The following is a 20,351-nucleotide window of genomic DNA, read 5'->3' as shown; positions in this document are numbered from 1 at the left end:
TGCCGCGCTCCACCCATCCTACGGGTGCGGTTTGCCGGGCGGGTGACGTGATGGCGCGAATTCGGCGGTGTGTGATGGGTTTCGCGCGTTGGAGGGCTGGGTGCTTGGCTTTGGCTTGCCGCGCTCCACCCATCCTACGGGTGCGGTTTGCCGGGCGGGTGACGTGATGGCGCGAATTCGGCGGTGTGTGATGGGTTTCGCGCGTTGGAGGGCTGGGTGCTTGGCTTTGGCTTGCCGCGCTCCACCCATCCTACGGGTGCGGTTTGCCGGGCGGGTGACGTGATGGCGCGAATTCGGCGGTGTGTGATGGGTTTCGCGCGTTGGAGGGCTGGGTGCTTGGCTTTGGCTTGCCGCGCTCCACCCATCCTACGGGTGCGGTTTGCCGGGCGGGTGACGTGATGGCGCGAATTCGGCGGTGTGTGATGGGTTTCGCGCGTTGGAGGGCTGGGTGCTTGGCTTTGGCTTGCCGCGCTCCACCCATCCTACGGGTGCGGTTTGCCGGGCGGGTGACGTGATGGCGCGAATTCGGCGGTGTGTGATGGGTTTCGCGCGTTGGAGGGCTGGGTGCTTGGCTTTGGCCTGCCGCGCTCCACCCATCCTACCGGTGCTTTTTGCGGATGGATGGCGCGATGTTGATCGTAGGATGGGTGGAGCGCGGGAAACTGTGCGCTAGAACGCGACTGGGTATCGCGCGAAACCCATCAGGCAGCGCTGAATTCTAGGAAGGGGTGACCACAGCGCGACGGCTGCTTGATGGGTTTCGTGCGATCTACGATGGGGTTCTTGCCACTGATCTCCCGCACTGCACCCATCCTACCGGCTGCATCCATCCTACCGGCTGCACCCGTCCTACCGGCTGCACCCGTCTTATCGGCTACACCCATCCTACGAGCTGCACAGGGTCATTTGAAAGGCGACGTCGCGGGCGACTTGCTGGGGTTTGAATTCGCCGTCCTGGGTGGAAAAGCGTATCCAGATCATGTACTTATTCGCGCTGATCTCGGGAAACAGACCTTGGTCCGGGTCTACCCAGACACGCAGCAATTGGAATTGCTTGCCGCCCAGCATCTGCTGGTAGGCGCCCTGCTCGGCCACGATATCGGTCTTGCGGCCGGATTCGCGCAGCAATCGCAAGGCCAGCGTCAGCCCGTCGTATAGCGCCAGAAAGGGAGATACCCAGGCCTGCAGGTCCGCGCAGCGGGCGGCTTCGGACTTGTTCTGCCAGGCAAAGTAAGAAGGCATGTCCACTTGCGTGGCGCTGCCCGGCACGGACAGGCGTCCGCGCAAGCTGGTCAGCCATTCGTTTTCACGCAGGGACTGCCCGGTCTTGCCGGGCGCGGCCAGGGCGCTGGCCACTTTTTCAAGTTCGCGCAGCATGCCTTCCAGCGCATCCTGCGCCACGCCGGGGTGATCGCGCAGGCCCATCAGCGCGGTGCGCTGGCGCTCCAGGTCTTGCAGCACGGCGCCTTTCACGTCGGTGCGTTCGCAAGCGTCGAGCAGATCGAAAAGAGAGGTGACGGCCACCTGATGTTGGCGTGAGTCCCCAGCCCGCGAAAAGAAAAACAACCTGTCCAACAGGTATTCCAATCGCAGGTAAGCGCGGATGCGCTCATTGAAGGGATATTCGTAAACAATCACGCTTTTTTACAGGCCCATCAGTAGTCGGCCAAACGGCCGAGATGTTCAGAGTGCCGGCCAAGTTGTGCTTACCGGCCCGTTGTCGCCGCCAGCGCAAGCCAGCGGTCATGCAAGATCCTTGCCTGCGCGCGCAACTGCTCTGGTGATGTGGCGCCGTCGTTGGTGATGACGTCGTCCGCGATGTCCAAGCGAGTTTCGCGCGCAGCCTGTGCCGCCATAATACGCCTGATGGCTGGCTCCGTCAGCCCGCTGCGCGCCTGCACCCGAGCCACTTGCGTGTCGGGGTCGCAATCCACCACGCAGATGCGATCCACGCGCCCGCGCCATCGCGTCAGGGACTCCACCAAAAGCGGCACAACGAACACCAGATACGATCCGGTCGCGGCCGCGGCCTGGCGCCGCGTTTCTTCGCTGATGATGGGGTGCAGCACGGCTTCCAATCGCAGCCGCGCCTTGGGGTCCGAGAAGGCGCGCTCGCGCATCCATTCACGGTTGAGCGCGCCGTCTGGCGTCAGCGCCTGCGCGCCGAATTCGGCTTCAATGGCGGGCATGGCCGCGCCGCCCACCGCCGTCAACGCACGCGCGATTTCATCGGTGTCGACCAGCGTCGCGCCCCATTCCGCCAGCATGTCGGCCACGCGGGACTTGCCCGAACCGATGCCACCCGTCAGCCCGATCTTGAACATGATGTTTATCCTTTCTTGCCGGACTTTCGTCCTGGTGCACCTAGTGCATTAACTGCCACAAGCCCGCATCGCCGCCCAGCAGCAACATCACGATACCGGCCAGGGCCAGGTAGGGCCCGAAGGGCAAAGGCTGCCCTCGGCTCGCGCGCCCGCTCAGAGTCAGCGCACCGCCGATCGCCACGCCCACCAGGGACGCCGCCAGCAGCAGCATCGGCAGCGACTCGGCGCCAAACCATGCGCCTAATGCCGCCAGCAGTTTGAAGTCGCCATAGCCCATGCCTTCGCGTCCGGTCAGCAAGCGGAACAGATGAAAGATCAGCCACAGGAAAACATAGCCGGCCACGGCCCCGATCACCGCCATGGGCAGCGTGGTGAACGTGCCGAACAGGTTGACCAACAGACCCGCCCACACCAACGGCTGCGTCAGCACATCCGGCAACAGCGTGGTCTCAAAATCAATCCAGGCCAAGGCGACCAGCATGGCCGACAGGCCCATGGCGAACAAGGCTACCGGCGTTGCGCCATAGCGCCACGCACAAGCGGCGAACAAGGCACAGGTCAGCAATTCAATGGCAGGGTAACGCCAGGCGATGACCGCGTTGCAGGCGGCGCAGCGCCCACGCAGCAGCAACCAACCCAGCACCGGCAGCCTGCGCCAGCCGCGTACCGGGGCATTGCAGGCCGGGCAGTGCGATGCAGGACGGAACAGGCCATCGGGGCTGTCCGGCCGCGCGCGGCCCACCGCATCCAGGCACTGCGCCTGCCATTCGCGTTCCATCATGCGGGGCAGCCGGTAGGTCAACACAGTGAGCCAGCCACCGACGAACAGCCCGGCCAACGCGGCCAGGCCAATAAACACGCCCAAGGGAATATCGAAGACCTGCCACACCACGTTCATGCCGCCGCCTGACTCACGCGCGCGCTCGGGCCCGCGCCCCATCTGTCGGCCAGAAGGCAAAAGGCGAAACACCGGCCGTGTCGTTTATTGTTCATAAAGTGCTGGCTACACCCAAGAGTGGCTAAGGGAACGTATCGAATCTTCGCATAAGTGCGTAAAATCGGAGACAGACTCAACTCACGGATAAGCTGCCATGACCGCCCGCGTCGACATCGTTTCTCGATCCCGCAAACTCAGCGTCATGGGGCTGCTGCTGGCCGGAACCGCCCTAGGCGCGGCAGGCTGCGCCCAACAAAAAACCGAAGGCTATTACGACCCCCCGGTTGAAAGCACGGTGACCGATGCCCAATACCAGGGTTCGGGCGCCGGCTACCGCAGCGTCATCCGCGCGCCGTCGCAAGTGCAGATCGCGCTCAAGCCCGATGCCCGCAAGCCGCAGAACCAAGCCGCGCAAGCCTCGGGGGATGCTCCCAGCACCGAAGACGGCCAAGCCGTGCCGGAAGGCGCCAGCAATGCAGGCGGCGCTTCCACGCCCGCCCCGGCCCCGGCCCCCAATGCCGCGTCGCAAAGCCTGGTGCCGCAGCCACAAACCTATATGGGCACTCTGCCGTGTTTCTCGCCCGCCATGCAATGCACGGCGCAGCGCGTCACGCTGACGTTGGCTCCCAACGGCCGTTGGCGCGGCCGCACGGCCTACCTTGAAGACGACCCCAAAAAGGGCCCCGCCGTCACCGAGCAAGGCTGCTGGGATGCCACCGACGAACGCCCGCCGCGCGTCATCCTGATGGATGCCAACGGCAACGTACGTGTTGAATTCGTGGTGGCCGCCAACAATGTGCTGCGTGTGCGTTCCATTGGCGGCCAAACGCCCAACCTGAACTACAACCTGACCCGTCAGCCGGACCTGGATCCGATTGACGAGCTGGCCAAGGCCGCGGCGCCCAAGTGCCCCTGATGCCATGAAGGCAATGCGACGCCGGGCCGGTTGAATCTGCCCTGCTTCACGACGCAACGCCCATCGGGCCTGACGAACACCACGTTCGCCAGGCCCGGTTCTTTTTGGGCGCAAGCTGGCGGTACACGGGTGCGTCATGACTCGGGCTCGCCGGGTCGGGGGTCAGGTGCGAGGGATTCAGGAATAGAGGGTTGGGAATCACCGGCGCCCGGTGGGTAGCCGCCATATTCCTGCGTGGGTTCGTGCAGCACGTGGAACGATGGCGATGGCAATGGCAATGGCGGAACATGCGCGGGGGCAATCGACAAGCTTTCAGGCAAATCCCCCAGCGCCGCGGCTTCCAGGATGGGAGACGCGCCGGAACGGCCATGCGCGCACAAACGGCAAGCCAGTTGCATGGCGTTGCGAACGTCAAGCTTGGCGAAGATGCGGGCGCGATGGGCTTCGGCCGTGCGCAATGAAATGCCCAGGTCAATGGCGATGACCTTGTTCGGCCGGCCGGCCGCCACATAGGCGACGATTTGCCGTTCGCGGGGCGTCAACGCGGAAAGCGCCGTGTCAAGATCGGGACGGGAAACACGCATGGGGCGACTCGTTTTTGCAATGTAGGATTACAAGAAGTCTGCCCGGCCGCCCAAAACGGCGATAGCTGGCAATTCTGTCAGGGGTCAGGGCGGCGCAGGGATGCCACCCTCGACGCGAGCCCCGCCCCCGCATAGGATCAGGCTTTGTAGGCAAGTTCCAGGTTGTCGATCAGACGGGTGGCGCCCAGCTTGGCGGCTGCCAGCACCACCACGGGTTCGCCGGCCTGCAGGTCGGCCGCGTCAGGGCGGTTCAGGTCACGCTGACGGCGCAAGGCGATGTAGTCCACCTTCCAGCCGCGCTGGGTCAGGTGGTTGGCGGCGTCACGCTCAAGAGCCTGGGCATCGCGCTCGCCTTGGGCCAGACGCTGGCCCATGTTCTGCAGGGCGGCATAGAGAGCGGGCGCCTCGGCACGTTCGCCCTCGGTCAGATAGCGGTTGCGCGACGACAGCGCCAGGCCGTCATCCGCCCGCACGGTTTCATGCGCCAGCACTTCCACCGGCAGTTGGAACTGGCGGCACATATTGCGCACCACCATCAACTGTTGATAGTCCTTCTTGCCGAACACGGCCACGCGCGGCTGCACGCAGGAAAACAGCTTCAGCACCACCGTGCAGACACCCTCGAAAAAGCCCGGGCGGAACTCGCCTTCCAGGATGTCGCCCAGATCATTCGGCGGCTGCACACGGAAGTTCTGCGGTTCGGGGTACATCTCGCGCTCGTTGGGCGCGAACAGCACGTAAACGTCGCGCGCCTGCTCCAGCTTTTCGATATCGGCGGCCAGGGTGCGGGGATATTGATCGAAGTCTTCGTTGGGGCCGAATTGCAGGCGGTTCACGAAAATACTGGCCACCACGGGGTCCCCGTGCTGACGCGCCAGCTTCATCAAGGACAGGTGGCCTTCGTGCAGGTTGCCCATCGTGGGCACGAAAGACACGCGGTTTTGCCCGCGCAGGTGATCGCGCAATTCCTGGATGGTGTGTACGACTTTCAAGGGAACTCTCCGGGGTTGGGGGCAGCCCGGTCAGGATCAGGCCGCGACCGCCGCCACGCTGGTGTAAGCCAGGCGGACATAGATGGGCGCGTAGGGCTCGGCCTGCGTAATCTCAAGCAAGGATTCGCGGGCCAGCTCCAGCATGGCGATGAAATGCACGACAACGACCGCCGCGGGCGCGCCTTCGCGGACGCGCTCCATGAAGAGGTCGCCGAATTCCATGAAGCGCACGTCGTTCAGGCGCCGCAGGATATGCGTCATGTGGTCGCGCACCGACAACTGTTCGCGGGTGATGTGATGGTGCTGGTTCAGCTTGGCCCGTTTCATGATGTCGGCCCAGGCCTGGCGCAGGTCGTCCACGCTGACCTCGGGCATCATGCGTTCAACGCTGAGGTCGGCCACGGCCTGGCTGCTGACGAAATCGCGGCCCAGTTGGGGCAGCTTGTCGAGCTTTTGCGCGGCCAGCTTCATCTGCTCATATTCAAGCAGGCGGCGCACCAGCTCGGCGCGCGGATCCTCGGGCTCTTCGCCGGTGTCGGTTTTCTTTACCGGCAGCAGCATGCGCGATTTGATTTCAATCAGCATGGCCGCCATCAGCAGATATTCGGCGGCCAGCTCCAGATTGGTGATGCGGATCTGGTCCACATAAGACAGGTACTGCCGCGTGACATCCGCCATCGGGATGTCCAGAACGTTGAAGTTCTGCTTGCGGATCAGGTACAGCAGCAAATCCAGCGGCCCTTCGAACGCCTCCAGAAACACTTCCAGCGCATCCGGCGGAATGTACAGATCCGTCGGCATCTGGAACAGCGGCTCGCCGTACAGGCGCGCGAACGCCACGCTATCGACGGTGTCTGGCGTGCTGTCCACAGGCGGCGCCACTAGCTTGTCCAGGGCCTCGCCAGGGACTGAAGGGTTACGGGACATGTCTGCCGCAACGGGGATCAGTCTGCCGAGTACACGTACGGTTTTTGGGGCACGCGGGCCGCGCGGAAGCCTTCAAGCAGCTCCGAATCTTGCTGTTTGTCCCACAGACGGGCGCGGCCTTCACGCTGGCGTTCTTCCGTGCCAGGGTGCGACTGCTTGAAGTCTTTCAGGAAAAGGGTGATCTCGGATTCGTAGTTGGTCGCCATGACGCCAATTTCAGTAGGTTGCAGATCCGACGAGTTTACTTCACGCCGGGCAAATCCCCGGCGTTACAATCGTCAGGCTTCCAACGCCCCCGCCCGCCATGTCAGCCGAATCCGCAGCCGCAGCCAATCCCGCTCCGCCCTCAAACCCGGACGCGCTGCGTGCGGCACGCATGATCCCCTTCATCGTGGGCTGTGCACTGTTCATGCAAATGCTGGACGCCACCGTCGTGGCCACCGCCCTGCCCGCCATGGCGCGGGCCTTGGGGTCTACGCCGGTGCGGCTGAACGTGGCGATTACGTCCTACCTGCTGGCGGTGGCCGTGTTCGTGCCGATCAGCGGCTGGGCGGCTGACCGCTACGGCGCCCGCCGGGTATTCCTGGCCGCCATCGGGCTGTTTACGCTCAGTTCGGTCGCCTGCGCCATCTCGCAGGACCTGCCTCAGTTGGTCATGGCACGGATCGTCCAGGGAATGGCGGGCGCGATGATGGTGCCCGTGGGGCGCATCATCCTGCTGCGCACGGTGCCCAAGCAGGATCTGCTGAAAGCCATGTCGTTTTTGTCCATCCCGGCGCTGCTTGGGCCGGTGATCGGACCGCCGCTGGGCGGCTTCATGGTCACGTATATGTCGTGGCACTGGATTTTCCTGATCAATATCCCTATTGGCGTGTTGGGTATTGCGCTGGTGCTGCGCTATGTAGCTGAAATCAAGGAAGAATCCACCCCGCGCCTGGACTGGCTGGGGTTTCTGCTTAGCGCGGTCTGCCTGGCGTCGCTGGTCAGCGGCTTTGAAGCCATTGGCCGCGATGTGATGCCCTTGCCCATGTTGCTGGGGCTGATCGCGGTGGGCGCGGCGTGCGGATTCCTGTACGCCTGGCACGCACGGCGCATCGAGCACCCCATCATCGACCTGTCGTTGATGCGCATTCCCACCTTCGCCATTTCCACGCTGGGCGGCAACCTGTGCCGCTTTGCCGTGGGCGCCACCCCGTTCCTGCTGGCCATGCTGCTGCAGGTGGGCTTTGGCCTGACGCCGTTCGCGGCCGGCATGATCACCTTTGCCAGCGCCGCCGGCGCGCTGCTGATGAAATTCGTGGCCACGCCCATCGTCCGGCACTTTGGTTTCCGCCGCGTACTGACCGTGAATGGGCTGCTTACCGGAGTGTTCATCATGGTGTGCGCCACCTTCACGCCCACCACGCCAGTGTGGTTGATGATTGCCATTCTGCTGGTCGGCGGCTTCTTCCGTTCGCTGCAATTCACCGGGGTAAATACGCTAACCTATGCCGACATACCCCCGTCCAAAATGAGCCACGCCAGCAGTTTCGCCGCCATGGCGCAACAACTGGGGATCACGTTGGGCGTCGGGGTGGCCGCGGTAACGCTGAACGTCAGCATGACCCTGCGCGGCGCCGAGACGCTTGCGGTCAGCGACGTCATCGCCGGCTTCCTCGTCATCGGGCTGATGTGCATGGCCTCGGTCCTTTCCTTTAGACGCCTTGAGCCGCAGGCCGGGGCACACCTGAACGGCGGCAAACAAAGTGACGACGAATGAATTTGTCCTAGCCCTGGACCAGGGCACGACCAGCTCGCGAGCCATCGTGTTCGACCGCGCGGGCGTGGTGCGCGGCGTCGGCCAGCGTGAATTTCGCCAGCACTATCCCCGGCCGGGCTGGGTGGAACACGATGCCGGCGAGATCTGGCACAGCCAATTGGACGTGGCCCGCGAAGCGCTGCGCAATGCCGGCGCCACCGCCGCCGACATCGCCGCCATCGGCATCACCAACCAACGCGAAACCACGCTGATCTGGGAACGCGCCACCGGCCGCCCGCTTGCCCGCGCCATCGTCTGGCAAGACCGCCGCACCGCGCCGATGTGCGACCAACTGCGCAACGACGGGCACGCCGACTTCCTGCAATCGCGCACGGGCCTGGTGCTGGACGCCTATTTTTCGGGCACCAAGCTCGCGTGGCTGCTGGACCACGTGCCCGGCGCGCGCCAGATGGCCGAGCGCGGCGAACTGGCTTTCGGCACGGTGGATACCTGGCTGATCTGGCAATTGACCGGCGGCGCGGTGCACAGCACCGACTGCAGCAACGCGTCGCGCACGATGTTGTTCGATCTGCACACGCAGGATTGGAACGACGAGATCCTGGCGCTGTTGAATATTCCGCGCAGTGTGTTGCCCCGCATCGCGCCCAGCAGCGCGGTCGTGGGGGAAGCCCTGCCTGAATGGCTGGGCGGCTCAATCCCCATCGCGGGCGTGGCCGGCGACCAGCAGGCCGCCACCTTCGGCCAGGCCTGCTTCACCCCCGGCATGGCGAAGAACACCTACGGCACCGGCTGCTTCATGCTTATGAACGTGGGCGACAAGCCGGTGCAGTCCAAGAACCATCTGCTGTCGACGGTGGGCTGGGGGTTGCCGCAAGCGGGGGGTGATGGCTGGAAGCCCACCTATATGCTGGAAGGCGGCGTGTTCGTGGCGGGCGCGGCGGTGCAATGGCTGCGTGACGGGCTGGGCATCATCCAGCGCTCGGAAGAAGTGGAATCCCTGGCCGCCAGCGTGTCGGATACCGACGACGTGTTCATGGTGCCGGCCTTCGCCGGCCTGGGCGCGCCGCACTGGGACCCTTATGCGCGCGGCACCCTGGTGGGCCTGACCCGTGGCACGACGCGCGCGCACATTGCGCGAGCGACGCTGGAATCCATCGCGCTGCAAAGCGCGGAGTTGCTGACTTGCATGAACGGCGACAGCGGCATCGCGCTGACCGAACTGCGGGTAGACGGCGGCGCCGCCCGCAACGACCTGCTGATGCAAATGCAGGCAGACCTGCTCGGCGTGCCGGTAGTGCGCCCGCGAGTCCCGGAGTCGACGGCATTGGGCGCCGCGGGTTTGGCGGGGCTGGCAGTAGGATTCTGGGGCAGCCAGGAAGAATTCGCCTCCAAGTGGCAAGCCGAACGCACCTTCGAACCCGCCTGGCCACAAGCCGTGCGCGAAGCCCGGATGAAGCGGTGGCGGCAGGCGGTGGAATTATCGAAGGGGTGGAGTTCGGGGAAGTGATGGGTTACGTGCGCTGAGCACCCGCGTTCGCGGGCCGACCGCCTCGCACTTCACCCATCCTACAAGGCACAGCATCACACCCGTAGGATGGGTGCAGCGCGCAATGCCCGATGCAAGAACCCCGTAGCCAGCCGCGCGAAACCCATCGAACAACGCCCATCGTAGGATGGGTGCAGCGCGCAAAGCCCAACGCAAGAACCCCACCCCCAACCGCGCGAAACCCATCAAGCAACCCACACCCGTAGGATGGGTGCAGCGCGCAAAACCCAGCGCAAGAACCCCACCATCAACCGCGCGAAACCCATCAAGCAGCGCACAGCGTAGGATGGGTGCAGCGCGCAAAATCCAACGCAAGAACCCCACCCCCAACCGCGCGAAACCCATCAAGCAACCCACACCCGTAGGATGGGTGCAGCGCGCAAAACCCAGCGCAAGAACCCCACCATCAACCGCGCGAAACCCATCAAGCAGCGCACAGCGTAGGATGGGTGCAGCGCGCAAAATCCAACGCAAGAACCCCACCCCCAACCGCGCGAAACCCATCAAGCAACCCACACCCGTAGGATGGGTGCAGCGCGCAAAACCCAGCGCAAGAACCCCACCATCAACCGCGCGAAACCCATCAAGCAGCGCACAGCGTAGGATGGGTGCAGCGCGCAAAATCCAACGCAAGAACCCCACCCCCAACCGCGCGAAACCCATCAAGCAACCCACACCCGTAGGATGGGTGCAGCGCGCAAAACCCAGCGCAAGAACCCCACCATCAACCGCGCGAAACCCATCAAGCAGCGCACAGCGTAGGATGGGTGCAGCGCGCAAAATCCAACGCAAGAACCCCACCCCCAACCGCGCGAAACCCATCAAGCAGCGCCGCATTCCTACCATGATCCGCCACACCCGATCCCCGCAAACTGACATCAAGCCGCCCGCACCCCAATCGCCACCACGCGCGCGCTAAATTCCTTCAGCAACTCCTCCCTGACCTGCTCCGCCCGCGCCAACGCCTCTTCCTTCACGTGCCCGTACCCACGTATCTCTTCCGGCACACTAGCCAGCGCGACAGCCTTATCCAGATTTCCGCGATTCAGTTTCGACAAGATTGCCGTCAGCGTTTCCCGATATTCCCGAATCAACTCCCGCTCCGCGCGCCGTTCCGCCGTATACCCGAACACATCCAGCCTAGTTCCGCGCAAGCGTCGCAGCTTCGCCAACACCCCAAACACCTCCAACATCCCCGGCCCGTAACTGCGCTTGATCAGATGCCCCTTCTTATCGCGCCGCGAGAACAGCGGCGGCGCAAGATGGAAATGCAGTTTCCAGTCTCCTTCAAACTGCTCGCTGACTTTCTTCACGAACTCGCCATCCGAATACAAGCGCGCCACTTCGTACTCGTCCTTGTAGGCCATCAGCTTGAAGTAATACCGCGCCACCGCCAGCGCCAGCCGCTGGGTGCCGGTGGCTTCCTGTTCTGCGCGCGCCACCTTGTCCACCAAGTCCGTGTACTGCTTGGCGTAGGCCGCGTTCTGGTATTCGGTCAGGAAGGCCTTGCGCTGCGCCACCACTTGCGCCAGTTCACCCGACGGCTTCTTCAGCTCGACCACCGGGGTGGTGGTGCGTGGCCGCTTGAGCTCGATGATGTCTTCCGGCGGCGCCAGCGGCACGCCGCCGTTGGCCATCAGCCGCGCCACGTCGGCCGGGTCATGCGCCGCGCGGCGGCCCCAGGCAAAGGCGGTGAGGTTATTGGCAACCTGCTGACCGTTCAATTCAATCGCGCGCAGCAGCGCCGCTTGCGATAGCGGGATCCAGCCCTTTTGATAGGCGTATCCCATCATCAAGGGATTGGAATAGATCGCGTCACCCAGCAGCGCCACGGCCATCGCGGCGGCATCAACCGCGTAGAGCTTGTCATTGCCGCACGCGGCTTGCAGGTCGGCCGTCAGGTTGGCGCCGGGCAGCGTCCAGTCGGGGTTGGCCACGAATGCAGCCGTAGGCGCGGTATCGCTGTTCAGCAGCACGCGCGTGCGGCCGGGGCGCCCACGCGCCATGCTGTCCGCGCTGGTCGCCACCACCAGGTCGCCCGCTAGCAGCAAGTCGGCCTCGCCCATGGCAACCCGCGTATTCAACAAATGGTCGGGCGATTCCGCCAGCACCACGTGCGAATACACCGCGCCGCCCTTTTGCGCCAGGCCGGCCATATCCAGCACCGAACAGCCCCTGCCCTCCAGGTGCGCGGCCATGCCCAGCAATTGCCCGATGGTGACCACGCCCGTGCCGCCCACGCCGGCGATGAAGACGCCATACGGTTGATCCAGCAACGGCACGGTGGGATGCGGCAAGCCTTCGTCCACGACGCCCTCTTGCGACAAGGCCTTGGGCTTTTTCAGCTTGCCGCCTTCCACCGTCACAAAGCTGGGGCAGAAGCCCTTCAAACAGGAAAAGTCCTTGTTGCAGCTTGATTGGTTGATCTTGCGCTTGCGGCCGAACTCCGTTTCCAGCGGTTCCACCGACAAGCAATGCGACGCCTTGGAGCAATCGCCACAGCCTTCGCACACGCGCTCGTTGATGACCACGCGGCGGGCGGGGTCGGGATAGGCATTGCGTTTGCGGCGGCGGCGTTTTTCGGTGGCGCAAGTCTGGTCGTAGATCAGCACCGATACCCCGGGATGCTCGCGCAGATCGCGCATCACCGTGTCCAGTTCGTCGCGATGCATCACCGGCACGCCCGGCGCCAAGTCGGAGATGTCCTTATATTTGTCCGGGTCGTCCGTCACCACCACGATCTTGTCGATGCCCTCGGCCGCCACCTGCCGGCTGATCATCGGCACGTTGATGGGGCCGTCCACCGGTTGCCCGCCCGTCATTGCCACCGCGTCGTTGAACAGGATCTTGTACGTGATGGGCACCTTGGCCGCCACGGCCGCGCGTATCGCCAACAACCCCGAATGAAAATACGTGCCGTCGCCCAGGTTGGCGAAGACGTGCTTCTCTTCGGTGAACGGCGCCTGGCCCACCCAGGGCACCCCTTCCCCGCCCATCTGCGTGTAGACCTCGGTATTACGGTCCATCCACCTGACCATGTAATGACAACCAATGCCCGCCATGCCGCGCGAGCCTTCCGGCAAGCGGGTCGAGGTATTGTGCGGACAGCCCGAACAGAACCATGGCTTGCGCTCTTCCACCACGCGCGGACGCGCCAGCGCTTGTTCGCGGTCGCGGATGAAAGCCAGGCGCGCATCGATGCCCGCGCGCACGTCTTCCGGCAGATCAAAACGCAGCAGCCGCGCAGCGATAGCGCGCGCCACCATCGCGGGCGAAAACTCATAGTGCGCAGGCAGCAGCCAGTTGCCCTGCGGCACGGACCACTCCCCGCCATCCTTGTCGTCGAACTTGCCAACCACGCGCGGAATCTTCTTGCCGCTGCCGATCCAACTGAACAGCTCTTCCTTCAGTTGGTATTCCAGCACCTGGCGCTTTTCCTCAACCACCAGGATCTCGTCCAGCCCTTCGGCAAACTGCTGCGTGCCAGTGGATTCCAGCGGCCACACCATGCCCACCTTGAAGAGGCGCAGGCCGATGCGCTGGCACACGGCTTCCGTCAAGCCCAGGTCCGACAGCGCTTGGCGCGTGTCCAGATACGCCTTGCCCGACGTCATGATGCCAAAGCGCGCATCGCGTTGCGGCACGTGCCAGAGCTCGCGGTTGAGCTTGTTGGCGCGCGCGTAGGCCAACGCGGCGTACAGCTTGTAGTCCAAGAGCCGCGCCTCTTGTTGCAAGGGCGTATCCGCCAAGCGGATGTTCAGGCCGTCGGCCGGCAGGATGAAATCTTCGGGCAGTTGGATCTGCACGCGCTGCGGGTCCACGTCCACCGACGCGGACACTTCGACGATATCGGTGATGCACTTCATGCCCACCCACACGCCCGCGTAGCGGCTCATGGCCCAGCCGTGCAGGCCGTAGTCCAGCACTTCCTGGACGCTGGACGGAAACAGCACCGGAATCATGCAGGCTTTCAGGATGTGGTCGCTTTGGTGCGGCAAGGTGGATGACTTGGCCGGATGGTCGTCGCCCGCCACCACCAGCACACCACCATGGCGCGACGTGCCCGCTGCGTTGGCATGCTTGAAGACGTCGCCGCAACGGTCCACGCCGGGGCCCTTGCCGTACCACATGCCAAAGACGCCGTCGTATTTTGCGCCGGGAAACAGGTTGACCTGTTGCGAGCCCCAGACCGCCGTGGCCGCCAGGTCTTCATTGATGCCAGGCTGGAACTCAACGTGGTGCGCCTTCAGGTGCTTGGCCGCCTTCCACATGTTCTGGTCCACCCCACCCAGCGGGGACCCCCGGTAGCCGGACACGAAGCCCGCCGTGTTCAAGCCGGCCTGTGCATCGCGCACGCGCTGCATCATGGGCAGCCGGACCAGGGCATGGATGCCGCTCATCCAGGCGCGCCCGGATTCCAAGGTGTACTTGTCGTCCAACTGGACGGATTCAAGCGCCGCGCGCAAGGCGGGAGTCAGGGGGGCATTCATGTCTACTCCAAGATCCTGGATGCCCCTCCAGCAACGCGAGCCGCCTCGCTTGACGGTCACGCGGGCCAACAAGGGCCGTGAAAGTGAAGTCGTGGCGCGTACGCGCTGTAGTGCCGATAGTTGTAACCGGTCACCCCCACCCCGGCAATAGGGCGATGCGATAATTGCCGCCATGGACTTCGCCCCTCGAATCGTTGCCTGGCAACGCCAGCATGGCCGCCACGATCTGCCCTGGCAAAACACACGTGACCCGTATCGGATCTGGCTGTCCGAGATCATGCTGCAACAAACGCAAGTGGCCACGGTGATTCCGTATTACGAGCGCTTCCTGCAACGCTTTCCGGACGTGGCCGCGCTTGCCGCCGCCACGCAGGAAGACGTGATGCCGTATTGGGCGGGGCTGGGCTACTACGCCCGCGCCCGCAACCTGCATCGCTGCGCGGTGCAGATCGCTGAAAACTGGAACGGAAGCTTTCCGCCTTCGGCCGAAGCCATCGCCACGCTGCCCGGCATCGGCCGGTCCACCGCCGCCGCCATTGCCGCCTTCGCCTACGGCGAGCGTTCCCCCATTCTGGACGGCAACGTCAAGCGCGTGTTCACCCGCCACTTCGGCATCGCCGGCGACCCCGCCAAGCGCGAGGTCGAAACCCGGTTGTGGGGGCTGGCCGACGCACAGGGCGAGGCCGCGCCCGGCCTGGACATGGCCGCCTACACGCAAGGCTTGATGGATCTGGGCGCAACGCTGTGCACGCGCGGCAAGCCCGCCTGTGAACGATGTCCCATGGCAGAGACCTGCGTCGCCCGCCGTGAAGGACGCCAGGCCGAACTGCCCACGCCCAAGGTACGCAAGACGATCCCCGAACGCGAGACGGGCATGTTGGTGCTGCAATACCAGGGCGCTTTCCTGTTGCAGCAGCGGCCCGAGCCGGGCATCTGGGGCGGGCTCTGGAGCCTGCCAGAATTCGACGTGTCGGGTGACCCCGATGCCGCTTCCCGCGCGCTGGGCCTGGAACCCGAACAACGCTTCGAACTAGCCGCCTTCGCGCACACGTTCACGCACTACCGCCTGCACATTCGCCCCTGGCTGGTGCCGGTGCGCGCGGCCAGCCTGCGCGAATCGCCCTTACCCGAACGCTGGGTGCAGGCCGACAAGCTGGCGTCGATGGCGCTGCCCGCGCCGGTCAAGAAGCTATTGCAGGGGCTGGTCGACGCGGGGATGCAAGACAGTTTGTTCTCCACGGCCAAGGCCTGAACCGCGATCGCGGCGGGCGGCGAGCGCCAGCGGACGACCAACGGCGCGCTGAACCGCTACCTGTCTTCGGGCGCCGCCCCGCTCAACAACATCACCAGCTTCAAGTCCGGATGCGTGGCCAGCCGGAACGTGATCTGCTGAAACGCCAGCTTACCGTCGCGCGGATGCTGGAATTCGCGCAAGCCCCCTTCGCGTTCCACCACGGCGTGGCGCGTCCACCAATGGGCGAAGACGGGGCTTTGGCGATTCAGCGTGTCCAGCAAGGCCAGCACGGCGGACTCGTCCAGATGCGCACCCGCGTCGGCGCGAAATTCCGCCACGACGCGGCGCGCGCGCTGGTCCCAGTCCACCACCAGATCACGGGCGGCCGGGTCCAGGAAGATGTAGCGCAGCAGGTTGGGTTCGGGGTCGCGCGTGGGCCAGTTGTCGAACAGGTCGCGCAGCGGCTCATTACAGGCCAGCACGTTCCAGGCGCGGTCCAGCACATAGGCCGGCGCGTTGATCGCGTCCACGCATTCCTGCAAGGGGCCGGGCGCCGCGCCTGCGTCGTCGCGCGCGTGTTGGGGGTCGGCGCAGTCGGCCAGGTCGAACAGGTAGGCGCGTTCCGCGCGCGCCAATTGCAGCACGCCCGCAATGCGCGACCACACGGACGGCGACACCGAGACCTCGCGCCCCTGTTCGATCCACGTGTACCAAGTGACGCTGATGCCGCACAACTGCGCGACCTCTTCGCGGCGCAGGCCAGGCGTGCGCCGCCGCATGCCTTCGGGCAGGCCGGCCATGCGCGGGGTGATGCGGGACCGCGCGCTGCGCACGAATTCACCCAGTGCCTGGCGGCGCAGGGGTGATCCGTCTTGGGGGGCCGTGCCTTGGGGGGAAGTAGTCATACCAGGATAAGCAATGGACTTGTACGTGTATAAAGGCCGGCCTATCTTAGCGCCTGCACCTGACATCCCGCACAACGCCATCAAAGGAATTCCATGACCGCCAGCACCCACGACGCCGCCGTCGACCGCCAGTTCAGCCCCCGCGCCACGGCGTACCTGACCAGCGCCGTCCACGCCCAGGGCGAAGACCTGCTGCAAATGGCCGGCATCGCCCGCCAACACCCCCAGGCGCGCGTGCTGGACCTGGGCTGTGGCGGCGGCCCCGTGAGCTTTCACGTGGCGCCCGAGGTCAAGGACGTGACCGCCTACGACCTGTCTCAGCAAATGTTGGACGTGGTGGCGGGCGAAGCCGCCAAGCGCGGCCTGAACAACTTGGCCACGCGCCAGGGCAAGGCCGAATACCTGCCCTTTGCCGACGGCGAATTCGACCTGGTGATGTCGCGCTATTCCACGCACCACTGGCAAGACGCCGGCCGTGGCCTGCGCGAAGCGTTTCGCGTGCTCAAGCCCGGCGGCATAGCCGTGTTTGCCGATGTGGTGTCGCCCGGCGAGCCGCTGCTGGACACCTGGCTGCAAACGATAGAAGTGCTGCGTGATACGTCCCACGTGCGCGACTATTCGGTGGCCGAATGGACGCGCATGCTGACCGAGGCCGGCTTCACGTTGCAGGGCCTGTCGCCGCGCCGCCTGCCGCTGGAATTCCAGACCTGGGTCACGCGCATGCGCACGCCGGACACGCTGGTGGCGGCGCTGCGCCATATGTTCAGCATCGCGCCTGACGTGGTGCGCGCGCATTTCGACGTGCAGCAAGACGGCTCGTTCACCAGCGATACGGCCACGATCGTGGTGAAGAAGCCGGGCTGATTCACCCCCGCGCTATGCGATGCATGAGGTGCCCGGCATGTCCGGCGTGGATGCCGGGCTGACGGGTAAGGCAGCTCACGGCAGCAGATCGCTTAGCGCCCCGCCTACGCCCTGACTGCGCAGCGCGTGCGCCGCTTGCGACACCGCCCGCACAAAACGCGGGTCCGCACCCAGGTCACCAAACACCGCGGCCAGGCCGGTCAGCGTTTCGGTCCAGGCCAGCATGGCGGCCGGCCCAGGGCCGCTGCATTCAGCGGCAAGTTCGGCGGCAAGTTCTGCTTGCGCGTAGCGTTGCGCCAGCTCGGCGGCCATGGGGTCCTGGATGTCGTAGCGCAGCCCAGCCTCGTCAACGCCGCGCAGGAAATGCAGCCACGCGGCCACCGCCAGCGCCAGCTTGCCGATCGGCAAGTCCGCCGCCAACCGCGCCCGTACGGTGTCCAGCAGGCGCTGCGGCAGCTTCTGCGAACCGTCCATCGCAATCTGCCGGGTCTGGTGCTTCAACGCCGGGTTCTCAAAGCGCTGCAACAGCCTCTGCTGATAGCGCGCCAGATCCAGGCCCGGCAGGGGCGGCAGCGTCGGCACGATTTCGTCCTGCATCAACGCCGCCAGATAGGCTTTCAACGCGGGCTGCGCCATGGCTTCGTCCACCGTTGCCCAGCCCGCCATCACCGACAAATACGCCAGCGCCGAATGCGCGCCGTTGACGGTGCGCAGCTTCAAGGTTTCAAACGGCGCGGCCTCGGCCACGAAGCGCGCACCGCCCGCGCCCCAGTCCGGGGGGCCGGCCGCGAACTGATCTTCCACCACCCATTCCAGATACGGCTCACCCTGCACCGGCCAGGCATCGTGCATGCCCAGCGCTCGCGCCACATCGCGCCGGTCCTGATCGGTCGTGCGCGGCACGATGCGGTCCACCATTGAGCACGGGAACGCGCACAGTGTTTCGATCCACGTCGCCAGCGCCGGGTCTACCTGCCGCGCGAACTCCAGCACCATGCCGCGCAGCAAATGCCCGTTGCTGGGTAGGTTATCCAGCGACATCAGCGTGATCGGGCCCTGCCCCGCCGCACGCCGTTGCTGCAAGCCCCGCACCAGAAAGCCGATGGTGCTGCGCGGTGCCTGCGCTTGTGCAAGGTCATGCACGATGTCGGGGTGTTGCAGGTTCAAACGGCCGCTGGCCGGGTCGTGGCAATAGCCTTTTTCCGTCACGGTAACGCTGACGATGCGCGTGTCCGCATGCGCAATGCGCGCCAGCACGGCCTGCGGATCTTCCGGCGCGACCAGCATTTCAAGCAGGCAGCCGATTACCGTCGTCTGCTGTTGCTCGCGACCGGTCGCGTCGGCGCTGCGCAAGGCCAAGGTGTACAGGCCCGCTTGCGGCGCCAGCGCATCGCGCGTGTCGGCCTGCCGCAAGGACACGCCGCAAATGCCCCAGGCCAGGTCCGCGCCCCCGCCCCCGCTCCCGCCCGCATGCAGCGCGGCTTCGTTCACCGCGGCAAGGTGCGCGCGCGCGAACGCGCCCAGGCCCAGATGCACGATGCCCACGCGCAAGGCGTTGCGGTCGTACGTGGGGCGCGCCACCTCCAAGGGCAACGCGGCAAGATGCACGGGCGTCAGGCGCTCCACACCAGCCGCTACCAATTCCATAGCGTGCCGTCCTGCTGCAAGCGGTTCACCGGCAGGTAGGCTCGCTTGTACGGATACTTGGCGGCCAGCTTTTCGTCGATGTCGACCCCGTGGCCGGGCACATCACCGGGGTACAGCATGCCTTGGTCGAACGTATAGGCGTGCGGAAACACGGCGTCGGTCTCTTCCGTGTGGCGCATGTATTCCTGGATGCCGAAGTTGGGCACCCACAAATCAAAGTGCAGCGCCGCCCCCATGCAAACCGGCGACAGGTCGGTGGCGCCGTGGCAGCCGGTGCGCACCTGATACAGCGAGGCCAGGTCCGCGATGCGTCGCAGATGCGTGATGCCGCCAGCGTGCACCACGGTGGTCCGGATGTAGTCGATCAACTGGTTCTGCACCAGGTCCTTGCAGTCCCAGATGGAATTGAAGATCTCGCCCACGGCCAGCGGCGTGGTCGTGTGCTGCCGGATCAGGCGGAAGGCATCCTGGTTTTCTGCCGGCGTGGCGTCTTCCATCCAGAACAGGTTGTAGGGTTCCAGCGACTTGCCCAGCCGCCCGGCTTCAGTCGGCGTCAGGCGGTGATGCACGTCGTGCAGCAGATGGTGCTCGAAACCCAGCTTGTCGCGGATGCGGTCGAATAGCTGGGGCGTGTGGCGCAGGTACTTTTCGGTAGACCAGTCGTGCTCGCTGGGCAGGTCGGCGTCGGCGGGCTCGTAGAACAGGTTGCCGCGCCCCACGCCATACACCTTGTCCAGCCCCGGCACGCCGCTTTGCGCACGGATGGCGCGGTAGCCCATGTCGGCATAGCGCAGCACTTCATCCACGGTGTGCTCGATGTCCGAGCCATTGGCGTGGCCGTAGACCATGACGCCGCTGCGGCTCTTGCCGCCCAGCAACTGATACAGCGGCATGCCGGCCGCCTTGGCCTTCAGGTCCCACAGCGCAGTGTCCACGGCGGCAATCGCTGTCATGGTGACCGGCCCGCGCCGCCAGTAAGCGCCTTTGTACAGGTACTGCCAGATGTCCTCAATCTGATGCGCGTCGCGCCCGATCAGGCAGGGAATGACGTGTTCAGTCAGATAGGCCGACACCGCCAGTTCGCGCCCGTTCAAGGTGGCGTCGCCGATGCCGGTCAGGCCCTGGTCGGTTTCGATTTTCAAGGTGACGAAATTGCGTCCCGGCGAACAAACGATCACGCGAGCATTCGTAATTTTCATTTTGGTTTTCCGGGTAGGCGGAAGGGG

The 20,351-nt window shown here is 65.0% G+C and carries 16 protein-coding genes; 5 read left to right on the top strand and 11 right to left on the bottom strand.

Annotated features, from left to right (window positions below):
• Positions 1–885: 885 nt before the first annotated feature.
• From zapD to ACE04A_RS29120, 3 genes are all read right to left on the bottom strand, one after another.
• Complete coding sequence (gene zapD, locus ACE04A_RS29130; protein ID WP_259252906.1) at positions 886–1,638, bottom strand: cell division protein ZapD; 753 nt, start codon at positions 1,636–1,638, stop codon at positions 886–888.
• 68 nt (positions 1,639–1,706) lie between these two features.
• Entirely contained in the window at positions 1,707–2,324 is a 618-nt protein-coding gene (gene coaE / locus ACE04A_RS29125) for a dephospho-CoA kinase (RefSeq protein WP_448717020.1), read from the bottom strand.
• Between the two features lie 40 nt (positions 2,325–2,364).
• A complete protein-coding gene (locus tag ACE04A_RS29120) occupies positions 2,365–3,222 on the bottom strand; it encodes a prepilin peptidase (RefSeq protein ID WP_448717019.1) in 858 nt (285 codons plus the stop codon).
• Between the two features lie 193 nt (positions 3,223–3,415).
• On the opposite strand from ACE04A_RS29120, the gene ACE04A_RS29115 reads away from it, so the two are divergent.
• Complete coding sequence (locus ACE04A_RS29115; protein WP_259252903.1) at positions 3,416–4,177, top strand: copper resistance protein NlpE N-terminal domain-containing protein; 762 nt, start codon at positions 3,416–3,418, stop codon at positions 4,175–4,177.
• 134 nt (positions 4,178–4,311) lie between these two features.
• Here ACE04A_RS29115 and ACE04A_RS29110 read toward each other — a convergent pair whose 3' ends face one another.
• The 4 genes from ACE04A_RS29110 to ACE04A_RS29095 form a co-directional block, all read right to left on the bottom strand.
• Positions 4,312–4,761, bottom strand: a complete 450-nt coding sequence (locus ACE04A_RS29110; protein ID WP_448717018.1) for a response regulator transcription factor — start codon at positions 4,759–4,761, stop codon at positions 4,312–4,314.
• A gap of 137 nt (positions 4,762–4,898) precedes the next feature.
• On the bottom strand, positions 4,899–5,753 hold the full coding sequence (panC, locus tag ACE04A_RS29105) for a pantoate--beta-alanine ligase (protein ID WP_448717016.1): 855 nt from the start codon (positions 5,751–5,753) through the stop codon (positions 4,899–4,901).
• A gap of 36 nt (positions 5,754–5,789) precedes the next feature.
• Entirely contained in the window at positions 5,790–6,680 is an 891-nt protein-coding gene (locus ACE04A_RS29100) for a segregation and condensation protein A (RefSeq protein ID WP_050447028.1), read from the bottom strand.
• Between the two features lie 17 nt (positions 6,681–6,697).
• Positions 6,698–6,886, bottom strand: coding sequence for a DUF3460 family protein (locus ACE04A_RS29095; protein ID WP_100853287.1), 189 nt, complete (start codon positions 6,884–6,886; stop codon positions 6,698–6,700).
• Positions 6,887–6,984: 98 nt separating this feature from the next.
• On the opposite strand from ACE04A_RS29095, the gene ACE04A_RS29090 reads away from it, so the two are divergent.
• Complete coding sequence (locus ACE04A_RS29090) at positions 6,985–8,439, top strand: DHA2 family efflux MFS transporter permease subunit (protein WP_279995105.1); 1,455 nt, start codon at positions 6,985–6,987, stop codon at positions 8,437–8,439.
• Positions 8,426–9,946: a glycerol kinase GlpK gene (glpK, locus tag ACE04A_RS29085; protein WP_279995106.1), complete on the top strand. Its 1,521-nt coding sequence runs from the start codon at positions 8,426–8,428 to the stop codon at positions 9,944–9,946. Before ACE04A_RS29090 ends, glpK begins: the two co-directional genes overlap by 14 nt.
• A gap of 917 nt (positions 9,947–10,863) precedes the next feature.
• Here glpK and ACE04A_RS29080 read toward each other — a convergent pair.
• Complete coding sequence (locus ACE04A_RS29080; protein WP_485820776.1) at positions 10,864–14,475, bottom strand: indolepyruvate ferredoxin oxidoreductase family protein; 3,612 nt, start codon at positions 14,473–14,475, stop codon at positions 10,864–10,866.
• Positions 14,476–14,647: 172 nt separating this feature from the next.
• On the opposite strand from ACE04A_RS29080, the gene mutY reads away from it, so the two are divergent.
• Positions 14,648–15,727 carry an A/G-specific adenine glycosylase gene (gene mutY / locus ACE04A_RS29075; RefSeq protein WP_485820775.1) on the top strand — a complete coding sequence of 360 codons (1,080 nt, stop codon included), beginning with the start codon at positions 14,648–14,650 and terminating at the stop codon, positions 15,725–15,727.
• Positions 15,728–15,783: 56 nt separating this feature from the next.
• Here the strand turns inward: mutY and ACE04A_RS29070 are convergent, their stop codons facing one another.
• Positions 15,784–16,614 carry a helix-turn-helix transcriptional regulator gene (locus ACE04A_RS29070; protein ID WP_259252897.1) on the bottom strand — a complete coding sequence of 277 codons (831 nt, stop codon included), beginning with the start codon at positions 16,612–16,614 and terminating at the stop codon, positions 15,784–15,786.
• A gap of 93 nt (positions 16,615–16,707) precedes the next feature.
• Between ACE04A_RS29070 and ACE04A_RS29065 the strand changes: the two genes are divergently transcribed.
• Complete coding sequence (locus ACE04A_RS29065) at positions 16,708–17,478, top strand: class I SAM-dependent methyltransferase (RefSeq protein WP_485820774.1); 771 nt, start codon at positions 16,708–16,710, stop codon at positions 17,476–17,478.
• A gap of 75 nt (positions 17,479–17,553) precedes the next feature.
• On the opposite strand, the gene ACE04A_RS29060 is transcribed toward ACE04A_RS29065, so the two are convergent.
• Positions 17,554–19,125: a mannitol dehydrogenase family protein gene (locus ACE04A_RS29060; RefSeq protein WP_485820773.1), complete on the bottom strand. Its 1,572-nt coding sequence runs from the start codon at positions 19,123–19,125 to the stop codon at positions 17,554–17,556.
• Positions 19,113–20,324, bottom strand: a complete 1,212-nt coding sequence (gene manD / locus ACE04A_RS29055; protein ID WP_448717011.1) for a D-mannonate dehydratase ManD — start codon at positions 20,322–20,324, stop codon at positions 19,113–19,115. Before manD ends, ACE04A_RS29060 begins: the two co-directional genes overlap by 13 nt.
• Between the last annotated feature and the right edge of the window lie 27 nt (positions 20,325–20,351).

The sequence above is a fragment of the Achromobacter colocynthidis genome, assembly GCF_057334535.1.
Note: the sequence above shows the minus strand (reverse complement) of the source record. Positions and strands in the feature narration are given on the sequence as shown.